The organism is Rhizobium sp. ZK1 (assembly GCF_047782645.1).
Classification (GTDB): Bacteria; Pseudomonadota; Alphaproteobacteria; order Rhizobiales; family Rhizobiaceae; genus Rhizobium.
Genome location: NZ_CP180586.1, coordinates 980,185 through 997,746 on the forward strand (window position 1 = coordinate 980,185; position 17,562 = coordinate 997,746).

A 17,562-nucleotide genomic window follows, 5' to 3' on the forward strand; every position below is an offset into this window, starting at 1 on the left:
CCGCCGCCAAGGCAAGATGGGTCAGCGGCGCTTCGCCGTTCTCTGTCGTCAATTGCTCATGTTTGGCGTGTCAGCGCCCGAAGGCCTGCACCGGCTGGCGTGGGTTGGACTGGGCGGCCAGCAGCGCCACGCGGGCATTGGCCTGAAGCTGGCCCGGCGTTGCCGCATCGCCGCTCAGCGCCACACCGACCGATATCGTCAGGCAGCTCGCCTCCGACGTGTCGGATGCCGCAAAAACGAGATTGTCCTCGACGAAGCCGCGCAGCCGCTCTGCGATCGCCAGCGCATCCTGCATGCCGACATTGGCAAAGAGGAAGGCGAATTCGTCGGCCTCCAGGCGCGCAATGAAATCGTTCTTCTTCACGGTCTTGCGGAAGAGGCCGGCGAGCTTCTTCAGAAGCCTGTTGCCGGTCTGCATGCCGTAGCGTGCGGTAAGTCCCTTGAAATCATCGATATCGATCATGATCAGCGCGTTGCCGGCCGCACCGTCCTCCTGACCATAGAGGTCGTCGAGCGCGCGGTTGAACCCGATACGGTTCGGCAGGCCGGTAATCCTGTCGGTGACGGCAGCAGCCTGCACCGCCGAAATGCCGCGCTCCAGCGCCGTCAGCCGCTCGATATCCTCTTCCAGCCTGGTGCCGATCGTCTGTTCTGCTGCAAGGACGGCCGAAAGCGACGAGGCGAGATATTCGACCTCTGCCATGAAATCGGCAAGGCTCTGGTGATCCTGCTGGCCCGAGACGGATTTGAGGATGGTTTCACAGGCACGCGTGAAGGCCCGGTGATGCAGGCGCCCCTCGGCGAGCCGCTCGGCCGTTTCTTTGAGTATGCGGCTCGCCTCGATGCGCGAACGGTCGCCAGCCAGCCCGTAATGGCCGACGAGCCGGTAGCGCAGACCGAGCTCGTCCAGAGCTTCCTGCTGCGGATGCGGGCCAAGGGCCGCGATATCCTGTGCCAGCCCGGCATTCAGACCGATCAGCGCTTCGTAGAACAGTTCATAATTGCGCGGCAGACCTGCCACATTGAGCCGCATCATGTGCTGAGCGATCTTCTGGATATCGGTCGCCGCCGTGGGCCGGGCAGCCTCGCGCGCATTCAATGCATTTGCGGCAGTCGGCATGACGATCCCCTCATTGCCATCGGTTCTCTTGGGCCATCGGCTCTTCTGCTTCCGCTATGCAGGCAAGCTTTTAAGAGACATTGAATTTTCAAACCTTCTCCCGCGGGAAGCCGCAAAACCGGTTAATGCACCCTTGCTGCGTCCCGATCGGGAGTGGCCGTATCCGTTTCAACAGCAGCGGTGATGGCGCCATGAAAATTCCTGATTTGATCGCACCGGCTTTTGGGCGTGGAATGAACCAATTGCGTTTGCGAAAGGACTGATATGACCAGAGCTCTCTATTCCCTGTGTGGTGCCGACGAGCGTCACTTCTTCTCGCCGCACTGCTGGAAGGCGGTGATGGCGCTCGCCCATAAGGGTCTCGATTTCGAAGAGGTTCCGACGACCTATGGCCGCATTGCCGATATCGGCGGCGGCTTTTCCAAGACCGTGCCCGTTCTGGATGACAACGGCCGGCTGATATCAGACAGTTTCGATATCGCCCTTTATCTGGAAGAGGCTTATCCCGACCGTCCGTCGCTCTTCAAGGGTGAGGGCGGCAAGGCCCTGTCGCGCATGGTCGAGGGCTATTCGCAGATGGTGGTCCATCCGGCGATCATGCGGATTGCGCTTCTCGATATTCATTCGATCCTGGATGAGGGCGACAAGGCCTATTTCCGGGCGAGCCGCGAAGACCGCCTGGGCAAGCCGCTGGAGGAATTCGCCGCCGGTCGTGATGCGGAGAGAGAAGCCTTTGCCGCCAAGCTTGAGCCGATGCGCCATATGTTGAAGTTTCAGCCTTTCATCGGCGGTGACAGCCCGCTCTTTGCCGACTACATCCTCTTCGGTGCGCTGCAGTGGCTGCGCATTGCCGCCGGCCTCGCCATGCTGGCCCCTGACGAGCCCGTCATGGCCTGGTTCGAACGCTGCCTCGATCTTCATGAAAGCCGGGGCCGGACTGTGACAGCGGCGTGAAATTGCCGGAGACCCCTTGTTTTCAGGCGGTGAGGCGGGTAAAGACCGCCCACTTTTCCCTTACGAGTATGAGGACCTGACAATGGCGATTGAACGCACCTTCTCGATGATCAAGCCGGACGCAACGAAGCGCAACCTGACGGGCGCTATCACCAAGATGCTCGAAGATGCCGGCCTGCGCGTCGTCGCCTCCAAGCGCGTCTGGATGAGCAAGCGCGAAGCTGAAGGCTTCTACGCTGTTCACAAGGAACGTCCGTTCTTCGGCGAACTCGTTGAAGGCATGACCTCCGGCCCGACCGTCGTTCAGGTTCTGGAAGGCGAAGGTGCCATCCTCAAGAACCGCGAAATCATGGGCGCAACCAACCCGGCAAACGCTGCCGAAGGCACGATCCGCAAGGTTCATGCTCTCTCGATCGGCGAAAACTCGGTTCATGGTTCCGACGCTCCGGAAACGGCTGCCCAGGAAATCAAGTACTGGTTCTCCGACACCGAAATCGTCGGCTGATTGAGCGCCGGAGCATTCCCTGGGAATGCATTGAATTGACTCATGAAAGCCGGGCTCGTCCCGGCTTTTTGTTAGGCCGGACACTTGTCCGTATTCGAAAAATCCGTCGTCCCATCCGGCTTGAAAACCTCGGGGTTCTTCTCGTATCCGGCACCGAGCACCAGCGGCTTGCTTGGGAGCACGGTCTGGTCGAGATCGGATTTGAACTGCGTCTTCAGTTCCTGCAAGAGCTTGCCATCCTTGTCGACAAGCTTGATCGTAACGGAATAGGGCCGGTCCTTGACCACGCAGTGCAGGTTTTCGCTCTGGACGGAAATCTTGTCATCCATCGGAAAAACCTTCTGGTTCAGAACCAGTGGCGCGCCACCCTGCGGGTTATCGAACTCCGCGACGATGGTGGATCCGTCGGGAATAGGCGCCGTCTTCTTCATCGTCAGCAGGTAGGTGGCGCTGGCGTTTCGATAGTTGAAGACGAAGAGATGACCCGTCACTTCCAGCATGGTTTCGGCCTGGCGCTGGCAGGCGCAAAGCATCAGCCCCGCTGCCGCGAGGGCCATGATGATCGAACGCCGTTTCATGGCGTCTCCTCCTTCTTTTTCTTCCGGTAATGCCTGCTTGCCTTGGCGCGGTTGCCGCAGACGGCCATGTCGCACCAGGCTCGGCTTTTGTTCTTGCTGCGGTCGATGAAAAGCCAGCCGCAATTGCCGCAGATTTTCATCCGCTCCGGATCGGGCATGGCGATCAGCCGCAGAACCGAATGGGCCGTCGCCGCATCGAGTCCCTTCCCTGCTGCACCGCGGAGCGTCCGCGCCAGCGCCTCCAGCAGTTCGGCAAGAAGCCCGTTGTCGTTTCCCTCGAGCACGCGCCGGCGGAAATAGCGGTCCGTTGCTTCCCGCAGTTCGATGAAGTTCGCCCTATTCTGCGCTCGGACCGGCACTATGTCGCCGAAATGTGCCCGTTCAGCGCAGAATTCCTGCGCCGCATCGGGGAAGCGCTCCATTTGCCCTTCGGCCTCGAATCGGTCGATGCGGCGCGCAGGATCGTGACGCAGGATGACGCTGTTGGCGACATCGAGCGCCAATGCGCCGCCGGAAAAACGGTGAGGGGTCCAGGAGAAGCTCATGGGAAAATATAACTGGTAAACCGCATTTTACCAGTTATTATTTTGAGCCGATCCGGAGTTTCGGGAATGGCCTATCTTCTGCAGCAACTGGCGAATGCGGTGCCGCTCGCGGCACTCTACGCTACGCTTGCCTTCGGCTATTCGATTGCCTTCGGCGTCACCAAGCGAGCCGACATTACCTATGGGGCGATTATCGCCTTTGCCGGCCAGATGCTTCTGCTCTTCACGGACATGGCCTATAACCGGCTATGGCTGGTGCTGCCTGCGGCGATAGCGATCGGCGTCTGCGCCTCGCTGATCTATTCGGTCGGGGCAGGGGCCTGGATCGGTCGTTCCATCATGCAGCCGCTCGCCAGCAAATCGCCGAACACGGTTATGGTCGCAGCACTCGGCATGATGATCGTGCTGATGGAAACGGCACGCCTTGCCGCCAATACCCGCGCCATCTGGCTGCCACCGCTCCTGAACGACACTGTCACTTTCTGGAGCGACGGCGCCTTCCGGGTGACGCTCACTTATATCCAGCTTCTGGATACGGTCCTGATGTGTGCGATTATCGCGATCGGCGCACTGATCCTGAAGTGCACAGTATGGGGCCGCCTGTGGCGGGCCGTCATCGACGATCCGCTCGCCGCCGAACTCTGCGGCACCAGCGCCCGCCGCGTCTTCCTGGTATCCTATGCAACGGCGGCCCTCGTCGCCACCTGCTGCGGCATCCTTGCTACCTTCTACTATGGATCGATGGATTTCGGCGCGGGACTGATGTTCGGCCTCAAGGTGCTGATGATTGCGGCCGTCGGCGGCTATTCCGATCCGCTGCGCTCGGCGGGCGGCGCCGCCGGCCTGGCGCTTGTCGAAACGTTCTGGGGCGCCTACGGCTCCTTCATCTGGCGCGATCTCGCCATTTTCTCGCTGCTGGTTTTCCTGCTGGTGCTGAGCCGCCGCGAGCGCGTCGTGCTCTGACTATTTCCAGCGGTCGCGCGCCGTGTCGTCGGCGTCCTTTGCTGCGATCCAGTCGCCCGTATTTCCATCCTTGCCATGTTCCTTCTTCCAGAAGGGAGCCGAGGTTTTCAGGAAATCCATAACGAAGTTTGCGCCGTCGAAGGCCGCCTGCCGGTGCGCAGCCGCGGCGACGACCAGCACGATATTCTCCCCGGCTGCAATCTTTCCAAAACGGTGAATGGCCGTCAGGCCGTCGAGCCCGAAACGCGCGATCGCGAGTTCGCCGATGCGGGTCATCTCCGCTTCCGCCATGCCGGGATAATGTTCGAGCTCCAGCGCCGAGAGCGTGCCACCTTCGTCACGGCAGAGGCCGGAAAAGGTAACGACCGCGCCGATGCCAGGCTTGCCTTTGGACAGCCGGTCGACCTCCGCCTGCAGGTCGAAATCCTCGCGCTGGACGCGGATGGTGGGTGTAATGGTCACAGCAGGCTCCTCCGCCCGGCGGGATTTGCCGTTCTTAGCCACCCGTCATCGGTGGGAAAATGCCGATTTCCTTGGCGCCTGTTATCGGCTCGTCATGCTCCACATGCTCCTGATCGATCGCCACGCGGATCACATCGGGATATTGAAGAGCCATCTCATATTCCTCGCCCAGGCCCTTCAAATGATTCAGAAGATCGGCAACGCTGACGACGGAGGCGGGGAGCTCGATTTCCTCTTCTCCCTTGCCGATGCGTTCGCGCACCCAGGCGAAATAGACAAGCCGTGTCATTCTTCGTCATCCACGATATGTTTCAGCCCGGCGCGGAAATAGTCGTAGCCCGTATAGATCGTCAGCAGCGCAGCGATCCACAGAAGCGCGATGCCTGTCTGCGTCGTATAGGGGAAAATCTCGTCGCCAGCGGGGCCGGCCAACAGGAAGGCAATGGCGACAAGCTGCAGTGTCGTCTTCCACTTGGCGATGCGCGTCACCGGCACACTGACCTTCAGCGCCGCCAGATATTCCCGCAGGCCCGAAACCAGGATCTCGCGGCAGAGAATGGTGATCGCCGCCCAGATCGACCAGCCGGCGATGGTCTGGTCGGCCGCGACCAGAAGAAGGATCGAGGCGACCAACAGCTTATCGGCGATCGGGTCGAGCATGCGGCCGATATTTGACGTCTGGTTCCAGATGCGCGCGAGATAACCGTCGAGGAAATCCGTGATCGAGGCGATGACGAAGATCCACAGCGCCACCCAACGCGCGGTGTTGCTGATCGACAGCTTGCCCTCGATGAAGAAGCAGAGAACGATCAGCGGCACCGCCAGGATGCGGCCGTAGGTGAGGAGATTGGGGATGTTATACGCACGCGATGCCATGATGCGGTTCTCTGTGATGATGCGGCGGTAGATGACGGCTTTGACCCGCGACCGTCAACATTCTTTCTGCTTTTTCGCTGCCTTTGCGTGGAATTTGCGACCGGCGCCGCTTATTTCGCGGCGTCGTCGTGAAAATGATTGTAGACCTGCTTGGCGACGGTCTCGGAAATCCCTTCCACGGCCATGAGATCGGAAAGGGCGGCGCGCGACACCGCTTTTGCCGTGCCGAAGTGCTGCAGCAGCGCCCGCTTGCGGGATGGGCCGATGCCGCCGATCTCGTCGAGCGGGTTCTTGACCATCTCCTTCTTGCGCCGCGCGCGGTGGGAGCCGATCGCAAAACGGTGCGCCTCGTCGCGCATGCGCTGGATGAAATAGAGAACCGGATCGCGCGGCGGCAGTGTGAAGCCTCCCTTGCCCGGCGCAAAGAAACGCTCGCGCCCGGCCTCGCGGTCCACACCCTTGGCAACGCCGATGGCGATCACGCTGTCGGTAATGCCGAGTTCTTCCAGGATCGCGCGCACCGCCGTCATCTGCCCCTGGCCGCCATCGATGAGGATCACGTCGGGCCAGGCGGGGAAGGGCATGTCGGCCGCATCTGCGGCAGAGACCTGCGCGCTGCGATCAGGAATGCCTTCTTCCTTGAGCAGGCGCGAGAAACGCCGCGTCATCACCTCGCGCATCATGCCGAAGTCGTCGCCGGGGGTGATCTCGGTCGATTTGATGTTGAACTTGCGATACTGGTTCTTCACGAAGCCTTCCGGCCCTGCGACCACCATGCCGCCGACCGCATTTGTGCCCATGATATGCGAGTTGTCGTAGATCTCGACACGCTGCGGCACATAGGGCAGGCCGAACGTCTCCTTGAAGCCTTCCAGCAGCCGTGACTGCGATGCCGTCTCGGCAAGCTTGCGGCCATGCGCCTCGCGGGCATTGGCGATGACATGCTCTACGAGATCGCGCTTTTCACCGCGCTGCGGAACGAGGATCGAAACCTTGTGCCCGGCCTTTTCGCTGAGTGCTGCGGCCAGCAGTTCCAACTCCTCCACCGTTTCCGACAGCATGATCTGCCGCGGCACCGGCTTGTCGTCATAGAACTGAGCGAGGAACGCATTCAGCACCTCGGCGCCTGACAGTTGCGGATCGGCTTTCGGGAAATAGGCGCGGTTGCCCCAGTTCTGCCCGGTGCGGAAGAAGAAGACCTGGATACAGGAAATCCCGCCTTCGTGATGGATAGCGAAGACATCGGCTTCCTCGACGCCGGCCGGATTGATGCCCTGATGGCTCTGCACATGCGAAAGTGCGGCAAGGCGGTCGCGATAAATGGCCGCCCGCTCGAAATCGAGGTCCTCGGCGGCAGCATTCATCGCTTCCGCCATATGCTCTTTCACATTCTGGCTCTTGCCCGACAGGAAATCCTTGGCTTCGCGAACCAGTTCCGCATAGCCCTCATCGCTGACTTCATGCGTGCACGGCCCGGAACAGCGCTTGATCTGATAGAGCAGGCAGGGCCGGGTGCGCGTCTCGAAAACGCTGTCGGTGCAGGTGCGGATCAGGAAGGCGCGCTGCAGCGAGTTGATCGTGCGGCCGACCGCACCGGCAGACGCGAAGGGGCCGAAATAGTCGCCCTTGCGCGCGCGGGCGCCGCGATGCTTGAAGATGGCAGGCGCGCGATGATCGCCTGTTATCAGGATATAGGGAAACGACTTGTCGTCGCGCAGCAGCACGTTAAAGCGCGGCCGCAAGCGCTTGATCAGATTCGCTTCCAGCAGCAGCGCCTCGGTTTCCGTCCGCGTCGTGACGAATTCCATATTGGCTGTCTGGCGCACCATCTGGGCGATGCGGTTGGAGTGCACACGACCAACCGCGTAATTGCCGACGCGCTTCTTCAGGCTGCGGGCCTTACCGACATAGAGCACGTCGCCCGCCTCGTTGAACATGCGGTAGACGCCGGGACTGTTCGGCAGGCGCTTGACGAATTCGGCGATCAGATCGGCGCCAACAAGGCCTGTTTCGTTGACGCTGCCGGCATTCCAGTCGACCGCTGCAGAAATCGGCGAGGCAGAGGCATCACCTTCCACCTCGATGATATCGTCGTCGTTTTCGTCGGTCTCATCATAAAGAACACCGCCATCGGGCAGCTTCTTGGCATTCATTCCTTGATCTCCAGCACATCCGGCGTCTGCCACGCGAGATGCTGGCCGCCGTCGAGTGCAATCATCTGACCCGTAATCGAAGGAGTCTCGAACAGAAAACGAATCGTTCGGCCGAATTCCTTGAGCTCAGGTCCTCGCTTCAAGATAAGGGCTGAAACCTGCGCTTGGAAGTCTTCCTGCAATTGTCGTTCGCTCGGCATCGAAGGGCCAGGGCCGATTGCATTGACGCGGATGCGCGGCGCCAGCGCCTGCGCCATGGTCTGCGTCGCCGTCCACAGCGCCGATTTCGACAGGGTATAGGAGTAGAAGCTCGGCCGCAGCGCCCAGACGCGCTGGTCGATGATGTTGACGATCAACCCCTCATACGCCTCCGGCAGTTGTTCGGCGAATTTGGCAGCAAGGATTGACGGCGCGCGAACATGGATGGCGAAATGCTCGTCCCACACCTGCGCATCGAATTTGCGAAGCGAATCCTCGAGAAAAATCGACGCGTTGTTGACGAGAAGATCGATCGGGCCGAGCGCCTCGCACGCCTTCCCGACAAGCCCGCCGGCCTCATCGATTTTGGCGAGATCGGCCTTGATCGCAACCGCCCGATGCCCTTTCTGCCGCAATTCCGCCACAAAATCTTCGGCCTCGGCGAGCGAGTCGTTGGCGTGAATTGCGACCGAAAATCCATCAGCAACAAGGTCTTCGGCGATTGCCCGGCCTATTCTTTTGGCGGCACCCGTCACGAGCGCCGCGCGAAGTCTTTTCTGGGTCAAGAGATAGCCTTCTGATCCTGCGAGTCCGTTTGCTGACTATATAAGGGCAGGCTCTAATTATATAAATAGGCCGAAATCATTGCCTGTGCCGTGCGGATATTCTATGTATTATTTGCAGTCGCGATTTATTAAAACAGGTATTGTAAGTTTAACTGATTATTATCCTTAATAAACAGTATGTTGCAACCAAGCAACATCGAATTTCTGCCGTCGCGCAGCCACAATGATATCACAATTTGGCTCTTTCAAATCCGCATTTGCATTCCAATTTCACTCTCGAACCGGAAGGGACATTTAGTAATCCCCCGTGAATGCTTCGCCGAATTTGAGTTGACGGGCGCGCGGGACTGAAAGGAGAAAAGTATGCGTATACTCTTTGCTGGCCTCATGGCTTCCGCTCTCGCCGTTGGCGGTTTCTCGGTAGCCCACGCAGCTGATGCCGTGGATCAGGTTCCGCAGGCCCCGGTCGCTGAGGAAACCCCGGCTCCGGTCAACAACTGGCAGGGCTTCTACCTCGGTGGCGCAGCGACCTACAATATGGGCAGCTTTGGTTCCGATCGCGACACCTATGATTGGGGCGGTCAGCTCTTCACCGGTTACAACTTCCAGCAGGGCCAGATCGTTTACGGCGCTGAAGCCGATCTCGGCTACGGCGATGCGGACGTTACTCAGGACGGCATCAAGAACAAGACCGGCTGGAACGGCTCCGTCCGCGGCCGCGTCGGTTACGACCTGAACCCCTTCCTGCTGTATGGTACAGCAGGTCTGGCACTCGCCAACACCAAGGTTTCCGACGGCACGTCTTCCGACAGCAAGACCGCCTACGGCTACACGGTTGGCGCCGGTGTGGAAGCCTTCGTGACCAACAACATCACGACGCGTCTCGAATACCGCTACACCGACTACCAGGACAAGGACTACAATCTCGACTCCGGCAGCGTTTCGCGCGGCTTCGACGAAAACAGCGTCAAGGTCGGTATCGGCGTCAAGTTCTGATAAGAATTGTATCTGACATGATAAAAGCCGGGCCTCGTGCCCGGCTTTTTATTGCTGCGTCGATCTGAAATCTCACGGGTCCTGGAGATCTCTCAGGCCCTTCAAATCTTTCAGGCCCTTCAAATCTTTCAGGCTTGTGGCTTCAGCTGATCGTAGCCGTCGAACCTCTTCTCGAATTCCTTGAGCCAGCCGATCAGCTCGGCATGGTCTTCTTCCCACCGGCCCTTGAAGCGCAGGTCGAGATAGCCGAGCGTCGCTGCCAGCGCGAAATGCCCGCCATGCAGCTTCTTGCCGAGCTTCGGCGTATTGGCGGCCAGATAGTTCAGTGCGGTCTCGACCTTCTTCCATTGCCGGTCGATCCAGGGCTGATGCACCTTTTCTTCATTGCGGAAGCGGCGTTCGTAGACGATCGCGAGCAGGCAGTCGCAGACGCCGTCGCAGAGTGCTTCCAGTACTTCGGCGTCCGTGCGCTTGCCCTTCTTGGAAGGATAGAGCGCGCCCTTCGTCATCCGGTCGAAGTAATGCATGATGGCGATGCTGTCGAAGATGGAAACGCCGTCATCCGTCAGCAGCGTCGGGATCTTGCCGAGCGGATTGTTGTCCACGAGGATCGCCGGTCCCGCATTCGTATCGACCCGAATTTGCGCAATGTCGAGGCTGAGATAGCGGGCGGCCATGCCCACCTTGCTGGAGAAAGGGGAGGTCGGGGAGCAGAGAAGCTTCATGGGGCACCTTTTGAAATGCGGATGGCCGGGACTATTCCCCCGCGCCGCAGATTCGGTCAATCGGCCTTGGCAGGCTTCGTCTCGCCGCGCAGCCAGAAGGCACGCTGCGAGGCGAAACGGTCTTGCGCCAGATGGTCCTTCAGGGCCGGCAGCAACTGGTGCAACTCATCCTTCAGCGTGAAGGGTGGGTTGACGATGATGAGTCCCGAGCCGGTCAGCCCCGTCGTCTCGCGGTCGCTGCGCACGGCAAGTTCGGCGCAGAGCATCTTCGGAATGTCCAGCGCCTGCAGCGCCTCATGGAAGTCCTTGATCGGTGCGCCCTTCTTCAGCGGATACCAGAGGCAATAGGTACCACCCGGAAAACGCCGGTAAGCCTTGGCGAGGCCATCCACCAACCGCTCATATTCGCCGTCCTCCTCGAAAGGCGGATCGACGAGCACGATACCGCGCTTTTCCTTCGGCGGCAGATGCGCGCCGAGCGCCAGCCAGCCGTCGAGCTCGGTGATGCGCGCATGGTGATCGCCTTCGAAGACGCGATGCAGGCGAACAAAATCCTCCGGGTGCAGCTCCATCGCCGAAAGCCGGTCCTGTGGGCGAAACAGCATGCGCGCAAGCTTTGGGGAGCCCGGATAGAAACGCAGGCCACCCTGCGGGTTCAGTTCGCGGATCGCGGAGAGATAGGGTTCCAGCAGTTCGGAAACCTGCGGTCCGAGATCGGTCTCCAGCAGCTTGCCGATACCGCCTTGCCACTCGCCGGTCTTCTGCGCTTCCTCGGAAGAGAGATCGTAGAGGCCGATGCCGGCATGCGTGTCGAGCACCCGAAAGCCGGCGTCCTTCTTCTGCATATAGCGGATCAAACGCGCCAGCACCGCATGCTTCAGGACATCGGCGAAATTGCCTGCATGGTAGATGTGGCGATAGTTCATTTTCGCTGATGCCTGTTATGAATTCGGATCATTGGGAGTTTTTGTGCCTTTTGGGCGGTCGAGCCTTGGCATATAGAAATCGCATGAACATTGCGACCCCCATCAACGCCAAATCCCGGATCGGTCATACGGCCTGTCCGCATGACTGTCCCTCCACCTGCGCGCTGGAGGTGGATATTACGGAGGACGGCCGCATCGGTCGCGTCCGGGGCGCCAACGATCATTCTTATACATCGGGCGTCATCTGCGCCAAGGTCGCCCGTTATGCCGAGCGCCTCTATCATCCCGATCGCCTGATGCATCCGCTGCGCCGCGCCGGCGCCAAGGGGGCAGGGCAATGGCAGCAGATCTCCTGGGATGATGCGCTGGACGAGATTGCCGAAGCCTTCGTGAAGGCTGAGGCGAAGGATGGCAGCGAAGCGATCTGGCCGTATTTCTACGCCGGCACCATGGGCTGGGTGCAGCGCGACTCGATCGAGCGCCTGCGCCACGCCAAGTGCTATTCCGGCTTCTTTTCCTCGATCTGCACCAACCCCGCCTGGACCGGATTCACCATGGCGACCGGCATGCTGCGCGGCCCGGACCCGCGGGAGATGGCCCGCACCGACTGCGTCGTCATCTGGGGCACCAATGCGGTTGCGACGCAGGTCAACGTGATGACCCACGCGATCAAGTCGCGCAAGGAGCGTGGCGCCAAGATCGTCGTCATCGACATCTACGACAATCCGACGATGAAGCAGGCCGACATGGCCCTCATCGTCAAGCCCGGCACCGATGCAGCCCTTGCCTGCGCCGTTATGCATATCGCTTTCCGCGACGGTTATGCCGACCGTGCCTACATGGCGAAATACGCCGACGATCCCGCCGGCCTCGAAACGCATCTGAAGGCGAAGACGCCGGAATGGGCCGCCGCCATCACCGGTCTTTCGGTCGAGGAGATCGAAGCCTTCGCCAAACTCGTCGGCACGACCAAAAAGACTTTCTTCCGCCTCGGTTACGGCTTTACCCGCCAGCGCAATGGCGCGGTCGCCATGCATGCCGCCGCCTCGGTCGCCACCGTGCTCGGCTCCTGGCAATATGAGGGTGGCGGCGCCTTCCATTCGAACAGCGATATCTTCCGCATGAACAATGCGGAGCTGACCGGCAAATCGATGAAGGATGCCGACATCCGCATGATCGACCAGTCGCAGATCGGCCGTGCGCTGACCGGCGATGCCTTGGCACTCCGCCATCGCGGTCCTGTAACGGCCATCTTGATCCAGAACACCAATCCAGTGAACATCGCTCCTGAGCAGCGGCTGGTGAAGCGCGGCTTTGCCCGGAACGATCTCTTCGTCGCCGTCCATGAGCAGTTCATGACCGAGACGGCCGACATGGCCGATATCGTCATTCCCGCCACCATGTTCGTCGAGCATGACGATATCTACCGCGCCGGCGGCCAGAACCACATCCTGCTCGGCCCGAAGCTCGTCGAACCGCCGCCGACGGTGCGAAGCAACCTGTTCGTGATCGAAGAACTGGCAAAACGCCTCGGCGTCGCCGATCGCCCCGGCTTCGGTTTCACGGCGCGCGAGTTGGTCGACCGCGTGCTGGCCGCGAGCAATCTGCCGGATTACGACTATTTCCTCGAGCATAAGTGGTTCGACCGCCAGCCCGCCTTCGAAGAAGCACATTATCTCAATGGCTTCGCCCATCCCGACGGCAAGTTCCATTTCCGGCCGGACTGGGTGAACGACCCCGCCCCGAACAAGCCGCCGGCTTCCGTCGGCGCGCTCGGCCCCTACGCAGAGCTACCGCCTTTCCCGGATCAGGTCGATGTCATCGAGCTCGCCGATCCCGAGCATCCCTTCCGCCTGGCGACCTCGCCGGCGCGCAACTTCCTGAATTCGAGCTTCTCGGAAACCAAGACCTCACGCCAGAAGGAAGGCCGTCCGGAAGTGATGATCAACCCTGTCGATGCCGAGGCGAACGGTGTCGGCAATGGCGACCTCGTCCGTATTGGCAATATGCGCGGTGACCTGCGGATCCACGCCCGCGTAACGACCGAGGTCAAGCCAGGCGTTTTGATTGCAGAGGGCCTTTGGCCCAACAAGGCGCATGTCGATGGCGAAGGCATCAACGTTCTCACCGGTGCCGATCCCGTTGCGCCCTATGGCGGTGCTGCCGTCCATGACAACAAGGTCTGGCTTCGCAAGGACGTCATATGACGCAATCTAAGGCAAAAGTGGAAATCGTCGGCAAGGAAATCCTGTCCGACGGCTGGACGAAGTTGACCAGCTACCGGATCGATTACACCGACCGGAATGGCGTGACCCATCGCCTGCCACGCGAGGTCTATCACCGCACGCCCGCCGCCTGTATCCTTCTTTACGATCCCAAGCGTGACGTGGTCGTGTTGGTGAAGCAGTTCCGCCTGCCGGCCCATGTGAACGGCGATCCCGCCTGGATGATCGAAGTCCCGGCCGGCCTGCTCGACGGCGATGAACCCGAGGCCGCGATCCGTCGCGAGGCGATGGAAGAGACGGGATACACGGTTCGCGATATCCGCTTCCTGTTCAGATCCTACACAGCACCGGGCTCCATCACCGAGATCGTGCATTTCTTCGCAGCGGCAATCGATACCGCCGACCGCACGTCCGACGGCGGGGGGCTGGAAGACGAGCATGAGGATATCGAAGTGCTGGAAATCCCGCTGCCGCAGGCTCTCGCGATGATAGAAGAAGGAGAGATCATCGATCTCAAGACGATCATGCTGCTGCAATGGACGGTGGCAAACAAGAGCCTGCTTGGCGCCTGAAAGTCCGGCTTTGAAGCGTGACGGTTGGGGGCCATTCGCACCGCCTGAATTCCTTGGAATTCTTCATCCAATTGTCACGAAGCGGGACTAAGCGCTGCCATTTGACAATCATCGGATACGTCAGGAGAAAGCCCATGTGGCTCAGCAATTTCACCCTCGTTCTCCCAGGCGAGGTGGTGAGTGAAGGTTCCGTGCGGATTGAAGATGGCGTGATCGCCGAAATCAGGCCGGAGCCGGTCGCCAATGCCGTCATTGACGGCGGCGGGCGTCTGCTGATGCCCGGTTTCGTCGATCTGCATGGCGACATGATCGAGCGCGAGATCGCGCCGCGCCCGAACGCCCAGATGCCGATCGATTTCGGCATACACGAACTCGACAAGAAGCTTGCCGCTGCCGGCGTAACGACGGCTTTTGCCGCCGTCTCCTTCGCGACGGAAAGCGTCTACGGCCATGTCCGTTCGCTGGAGACGACCTCGGCCGTCATCGAGGGTATCAACACGCTGCGCGATAACCTGCTGATCGATCACCGTGTCCATGCCCGCTACGAGATCACCAATATCGGTGCGGCACCGACGCTGGAGCGGCTGCTGGAAGCCGGCCATATCGACATGGTTTCGCTGACCGACCACACGCCGGGGCAGGGCCAGTACAACGACATCAAGAGCTATATCCTGAGCATTTCCGAGCGCCGCGCCATATCGGAGGAAATGGCTGCGGAGGTCGTTGCCAAGCGCATCGCCATGCGTGACAATCCCGAGATCGATGCCAAGCTGAAGCATATCGTAGCCCTCGCGAAGAAGCATGGTCTCTCGCTCGCCTCTCATGACGATGACAGCGTCGAAAAGGTCATCGAAATGTTCGCTCTCGGCGTCACGATCAGCGAATTCCCGGTCACGCTGCCTGCCGCCGAAGAAGCCCGCCGCCGCGGCCTCTGGACACTGATGGGCGCACCGAATGCACTGCGCGGCAAATCCATGTCCGGCAATCTGAGCGCGCTCGACGCCGCAAAGGCGGGCCTGCTGACGGTGATCGCTGCCGATTACCATCCGGCTGCCTTCGTGCCCGGCATCTTCAAGCTGGCGGAAATGGTTGAGGGTGGTCTTCCCGCTGCCGTCGCCATGGCGACGGCGAATGCCGCCCGTTCAGCCGGCCTGATGGACCGCGGCGAGATCGCCGTCGGCCAGCGCGCCGATACGGTTGTGATCGAGCCGGGTGACGTTCATCGCATCCGCGCCACCTTCCGCGGCGGCCAGTTCATCTACAGCGACGGCACGCTGCACCCGCTGCAGACCCTTGCGGCCTGAGGTCAGGGTTTAGAGCAATTCCAGCAAAAGTGTGCAGCGGTTTTGCGCCCGGAATTGCGTACAAACAAGCAGATAGAGCGCTTTCGTGATTCGAAGAAAAACGAAAGTTCTCTAGTCGCCGATCAGCGAAATAAGCTGGGATTTGGGGGCGGCGGCGGTGGAAGCTGCCGCCCCGACTGCCTTCCCGCCTTCCATCTTCACCTTGCCTTCGGCAAAGAGCTTGAGCGCCTGCGGATAGAGTTGATGCTCGATGGTCAGTATGCGTCCTGCCAGCGCTTCCGCCGTATCGCCCGCAAGTACAGGCACGGCGGCCTGGCCGATGACCGGGCCTTCATCCATGCCTTCGGTGACGAAATGCACGGTGCAGCCGGCGATCCGCATGCCGGCGTCGATCGCCCGCTGATGCGTGTGCAGCCCAGGAAACAGCGGCAGAAGGGAAGGGTGGATATTGAGGATCCGACCCTCATGGCGCTGGATGAAGACGGCTGAGAGGAGCCGCATATAGCCGGCAAGACAGATGATATCAGGCGAAAGCTCATCGAGAGCGGCAAAGATTGCCGCCTCATGCTCGTCCTTGCTCGCATAGTCCTTTCGCGCGAAGGCGAAGGTCGGAATGCCCTCCGCCGCCGCCTTGGCAAGCCCGCCTGCATCCGCCTTGTCGGAGATCACGCCGATGATCTCGGCCGGATAGTCCGCAGCCTTCGCCGCCTGCACCAGTGCCATCATGTTGGAGCCGCTGCCGGAAATGAAGACGACGGTGCGTTTGCGCGGCGAGTTCATAGGGCGAGCGTGCCCTTATAGATGGTGCCGGCAGCGCCTTCGGCGCGGGCAACCATGCGGCCGAGCGCTACGACCTTTTCACCTTCCGCTTCGAGCACCTGGGAGACCGCGGCAACATTCTCTTCGGCGACGACGACGATCATGCCGATGCCGCAGTTGAAGGTGCGCAGCATTTCCGTGGCTTCGACGCCACCCGTCCTGGCCAGCCACGAGAAGACTGCTGGAGCTTCGACGGCGGAGAGATCAATCTCGGCAGCGAGGTGCTTCGGCAGCACGCGCGGAATATTCTCCGGGAAACCGCCGCCGGTAATGTGGGCTAGCGCCTTCAGCGCACCCGTCTCGCGGATCGCTTTCAGCAGCGGCTTCACATAGATGCGGGTCGGCGTCAGCAGCGCTTCGCCGAGCTTCTTGCCCTCGGCAAACGGTGCCGGCGCATCCCAGCCGAGGCCTGAAAGCGAAACGATCTTGCGCACCAGCGAAAAACCGTTGGAGTGGACGCCGGAGGAGGAAAGGCCAAGAATGACGTCGCCTTCGGCAATATCACCCGATGGCAGCAGATTGCCGCGCTCGGCGGCACCCACCGCAAAACCGGCGAGATCATAATCGCCGGAGGAATACATACCCGGCATTTCGGCCGTTTCACCGCCGATCAGCGCGCAACCCGCCTCGCGGCAGCCGGCGGCGATGCCGCCGACGATGGCTGCGCCCTGATCCGGATCAAGCTTGCCGGTCGCGAAATAGTCGAGGAAGAAGAGCGGCTCCGCGCCCTGCACGACGAGATCGTTGACGCACATGGCAACGAGGTCCATGCCGACGGTTTCGTGATAATCCGCATCGATGGCGATCTTCAGCTTGGTGCCGACGCCATCATTGGCGGCAACAAGTACCGGATCGGTAAAGCCTGCAGCCTTCAGGTCGAAGAGGCCGCCGAAGCCGCCGATCTCGCCATCCGCGCCTGGACGGCGCGTGGAACGCACGGCTGGCTTGATCTTCTCCACCATCAGGTTGCCGGCATCGATGTCGACGCCTGCATCGCTGTAGGTCAGACCGTTTCTTCCAGACTGGCTCATGATGATCTCCAGAGGATTTGAAGCTGCGGATAAAAGACCGCGTC

General features: G+C 60.7%; 19 protein-coding genes. 7 read left to right on the top strand and 12 right to left on the bottom strand.

What is annotated here, in order from left to right; genetic code table 11:
* Positions 1-70: 70 nt before the first annotated feature.
* Positions 71-1,120 (bottom strand): diguanylate cyclase domain-containing protein, encoded by a 1,050-nt coding sequence (locus ACK9YZ_RS05030; RefSeq protein ID WP_416065871.1) that lies wholly within the window; start codon positions 1,118-1,120, stop codon positions 71-73.
* Positions 1,121-1,384: 264 nt separating this feature from the next.
* On the opposite strand from ACK9YZ_RS05030, the gene ACK9YZ_RS05035 reads away from it, so the two are divergent.
* Together ACK9YZ_RS05035 and ndk are read left to right on the top strand one after the other, a co-directional pair.
* On the top strand, positions 1,385-2,074 hold the full coding sequence (locus tag ACK9YZ_RS05035) for a glutathione S-transferase family protein (RefSeq protein WP_416065872.1): 690 nt from the start codon (positions 1,385-1,387) through the stop codon (positions 2,072-2,074).
* An 82-nt stretch (positions 2,075-2,156) separates the two neighbouring features.
* Positions 2,157-2,579 carry a nucleoside-diphosphate kinase gene (ndk, locus tag ACK9YZ_RS05040; protein WP_183730591.1) on the top strand — a complete coding sequence of 141 codons (423 nt, stop codon included), beginning with the start codon at positions 2,157-2,159 and terminating at the stop codon, positions 2,577-2,579.
* A gap of 71 nt (positions 2,580-2,650) precedes the next feature.
* Here ndk and ACK9YZ_RS05045 read toward each other — a convergent pair whose 3' ends face one another.
* Positions 2,651-3,157 (bottom strand): hypothetical protein, encoded by a 507-nt coding sequence (locus ACK9YZ_RS05045; RefSeq protein WP_416065873.1) that lies wholly within the window; start codon positions 3,155-3,157, stop codon positions 2,651-2,653.
* Positions 3,154-3,702 (bottom strand): CGNR zinc finger domain-containing protein, encoded by a 549-nt coding sequence (locus ACK9YZ_RS05050; protein WP_416065874.1) that lies wholly within the window; start codon positions 3,700-3,702, stop codon positions 3,154-3,156. The genes ACK9YZ_RS05045 and ACK9YZ_RS05050 overlap by 4 nt, the downstream gene beginning before the upstream one ends.
* A gap of 66 nt (positions 3,703-3,768) precedes the next feature.
* Here ACK9YZ_RS05050 and ACK9YZ_RS05055 point away from each other — a divergent pair, with 66 nt between their 5' ends.
* Complete coding sequence (locus tag ACK9YZ_RS05055; RefSeq protein ID WP_416065875.1) at positions 3,769-4,665, top strand: branched-chain amino acid ABC transporter permease; 897 nt, start codon at positions 3,769-3,771, stop codon at positions 4,663-4,665.
* On the opposite strand, the gene ACK9YZ_RS05060 is transcribed toward ACK9YZ_RS05055, so the two are convergent.
* From ACK9YZ_RS05060 to ACK9YZ_RS05080, 5 genes are all read right to left on the bottom strand, one after another.
* Positions 4,666-5,127 carry a molybdenum cofactor biosynthesis protein MoaE gene (locus ACK9YZ_RS05060; RefSeq protein WP_216757599.1) on the bottom strand — a complete coding sequence of 154 codons (462 nt, stop codon included), beginning with the start codon at positions 5,125-5,127 and terminating at the stop codon, positions 4,666-4,668.
* A 34-nt stretch (positions 5,128-5,161) separates the two neighbouring features.
* Positions 5,162-5,416 carry a molybdopterin converting factor subunit 1 gene (gene moaD, locus ACK9YZ_RS05065; protein WP_113427482.1) on the bottom strand — a complete coding sequence of 85 codons (255 nt, stop codon included), beginning with the start codon at positions 5,414-5,416 and terminating at the stop codon, positions 5,162-5,164.
* Positions 5,413-6,003: a CDP-diacylglycerol--glycerol-3-phosphate 3-phosphatidyltransferase gene (pgsA, locus tag ACK9YZ_RS05070; protein ID WP_183730576.1), complete on the bottom strand. Its 591-nt coding sequence runs from the start codon at positions 6,001-6,003 to the stop codon at positions 5,413-5,415. Before pgsA ends, moaD begins: the two co-directional genes overlap by 4 nt.
* Before the next feature lie 110 nt (positions 6,004-6,113).
* Complete coding sequence (gene uvrC / locus ACK9YZ_RS05075) at positions 6,114-8,156, bottom strand: excinuclease ABC subunit UvrC (protein ID WP_216757601.1); 2,043 nt, start codon at positions 8,154-8,156, stop codon at positions 6,114-6,116.
* Entirely contained in the window at positions 8,153-8,920 is a 768-nt protein-coding gene (locus ACK9YZ_RS05080) for an SDR family oxidoreductase (protein ID WP_416065876.1), read from the bottom strand. Before ACK9YZ_RS05080 ends, uvrC begins: the two co-directional genes overlap by 4 nt.
* 363 nt (positions 8,921-9,283) lie before the next feature.
* Between ACK9YZ_RS05080 and ACK9YZ_RS05085 the strand changes: the two genes are divergently transcribed.
* Positions 9,284-9,916 (top strand): outer membrane protein, encoded by a 633-nt coding sequence (locus ACK9YZ_RS05085; protein WP_183730567.1) that lies wholly within the window; start codon positions 9,284-9,286, stop codon positions 9,914-9,916.
* Between the two features lie 128 nt (positions 9,917-10,044).
* On the opposite strand, the gene ACK9YZ_RS05090 is transcribed toward ACK9YZ_RS05085, so the two are convergent.
* Together ACK9YZ_RS05090 and ACK9YZ_RS05095 are read right to left on the bottom strand one after the other, a co-directional pair.
* Positions 10,045-10,641 (bottom strand): glutathione S-transferase, encoded by a 597-nt coding sequence (locus tag ACK9YZ_RS05090; RefSeq protein WP_416065877.1) that lies wholly within the window; start codon positions 10,639-10,641, stop codon positions 10,045-10,047.
* 56 nt (positions 10,642-10,697) lie between these two features.
* Entirely contained in the window at positions 10,698-11,567 is an 870-nt protein-coding gene (locus ACK9YZ_RS05095; protein ID WP_416065878.1) for a 23S rRNA (adenine(2030)-N(6))-methyltransferase RlmJ, read from the bottom strand.
* A 17-nt stretch (positions 11,568-11,584) separates the two neighbouring features.
* On the opposite strand from ACK9YZ_RS05095, the gene ACK9YZ_RS05100 reads away from it, so the two are divergent.
* From ACK9YZ_RS05100 to ACK9YZ_RS05110, 3 genes are all read left to right on the top strand, one after another.
* Complete coding sequence (locus tag ACK9YZ_RS05100; protein WP_416065879.1) at positions 11,585-13,774, top strand: molybdopterin-containing oxidoreductase family protein; 2,190 nt, start codon at positions 11,585-11,587, stop codon at positions 13,772-13,774.
* Positions 13,771-14,364, top strand: coding sequence for an NUDIX domain-containing protein (locus ACK9YZ_RS05105; protein ID WP_416065880.1), 594 nt, complete (start codon positions 13,771-13,773; stop codon positions 14,362-14,364). Before ACK9YZ_RS05100 ends, ACK9YZ_RS05105 begins: the two co-directional genes overlap by 4 nt.
* Before the next feature lie 134 nt (positions 14,365-14,498).
* A complete protein-coding gene (locus tag ACK9YZ_RS05110) occupies positions 14,499-15,668 on the top strand; it encodes an alpha-D-ribose 1-methylphosphonate 5-triphosphate diphosphatase (RefSeq protein ID WP_416065881.1) in 1,170 nt (389 codons plus the stop codon).
* A gap of 111 nt (positions 15,669-15,779) precedes the next feature.
* On the opposite strand, the gene purN is transcribed toward ACK9YZ_RS05110, so the two are convergent.
* Together purN and purM are read right to left on the bottom strand one after the other, a co-directional pair.
* A complete protein-coding gene (purN, locus tag ACK9YZ_RS05115) occupies positions 15,780-16,448 on the bottom strand; it encodes a phosphoribosylglycinamide formyltransferase (protein WP_416065882.1) in 669 nt (222 codons plus the stop codon).
* Positions 16,445-17,518 carry a phosphoribosylformylglycinamidine cyclo-ligase gene (gene purM, locus ACK9YZ_RS05120; RefSeq protein WP_416065883.1) on the bottom strand — a complete coding sequence of 358 codons (1,074 nt, stop codon included), beginning with the start codon at positions 17,516-17,518 and terminating at the stop codon, positions 16,445-16,447. Before purM ends, purN begins: the two co-directional genes overlap by 4 nt.
* Positions 17,519-17,562: the final 44 nt, after the last annotated feature.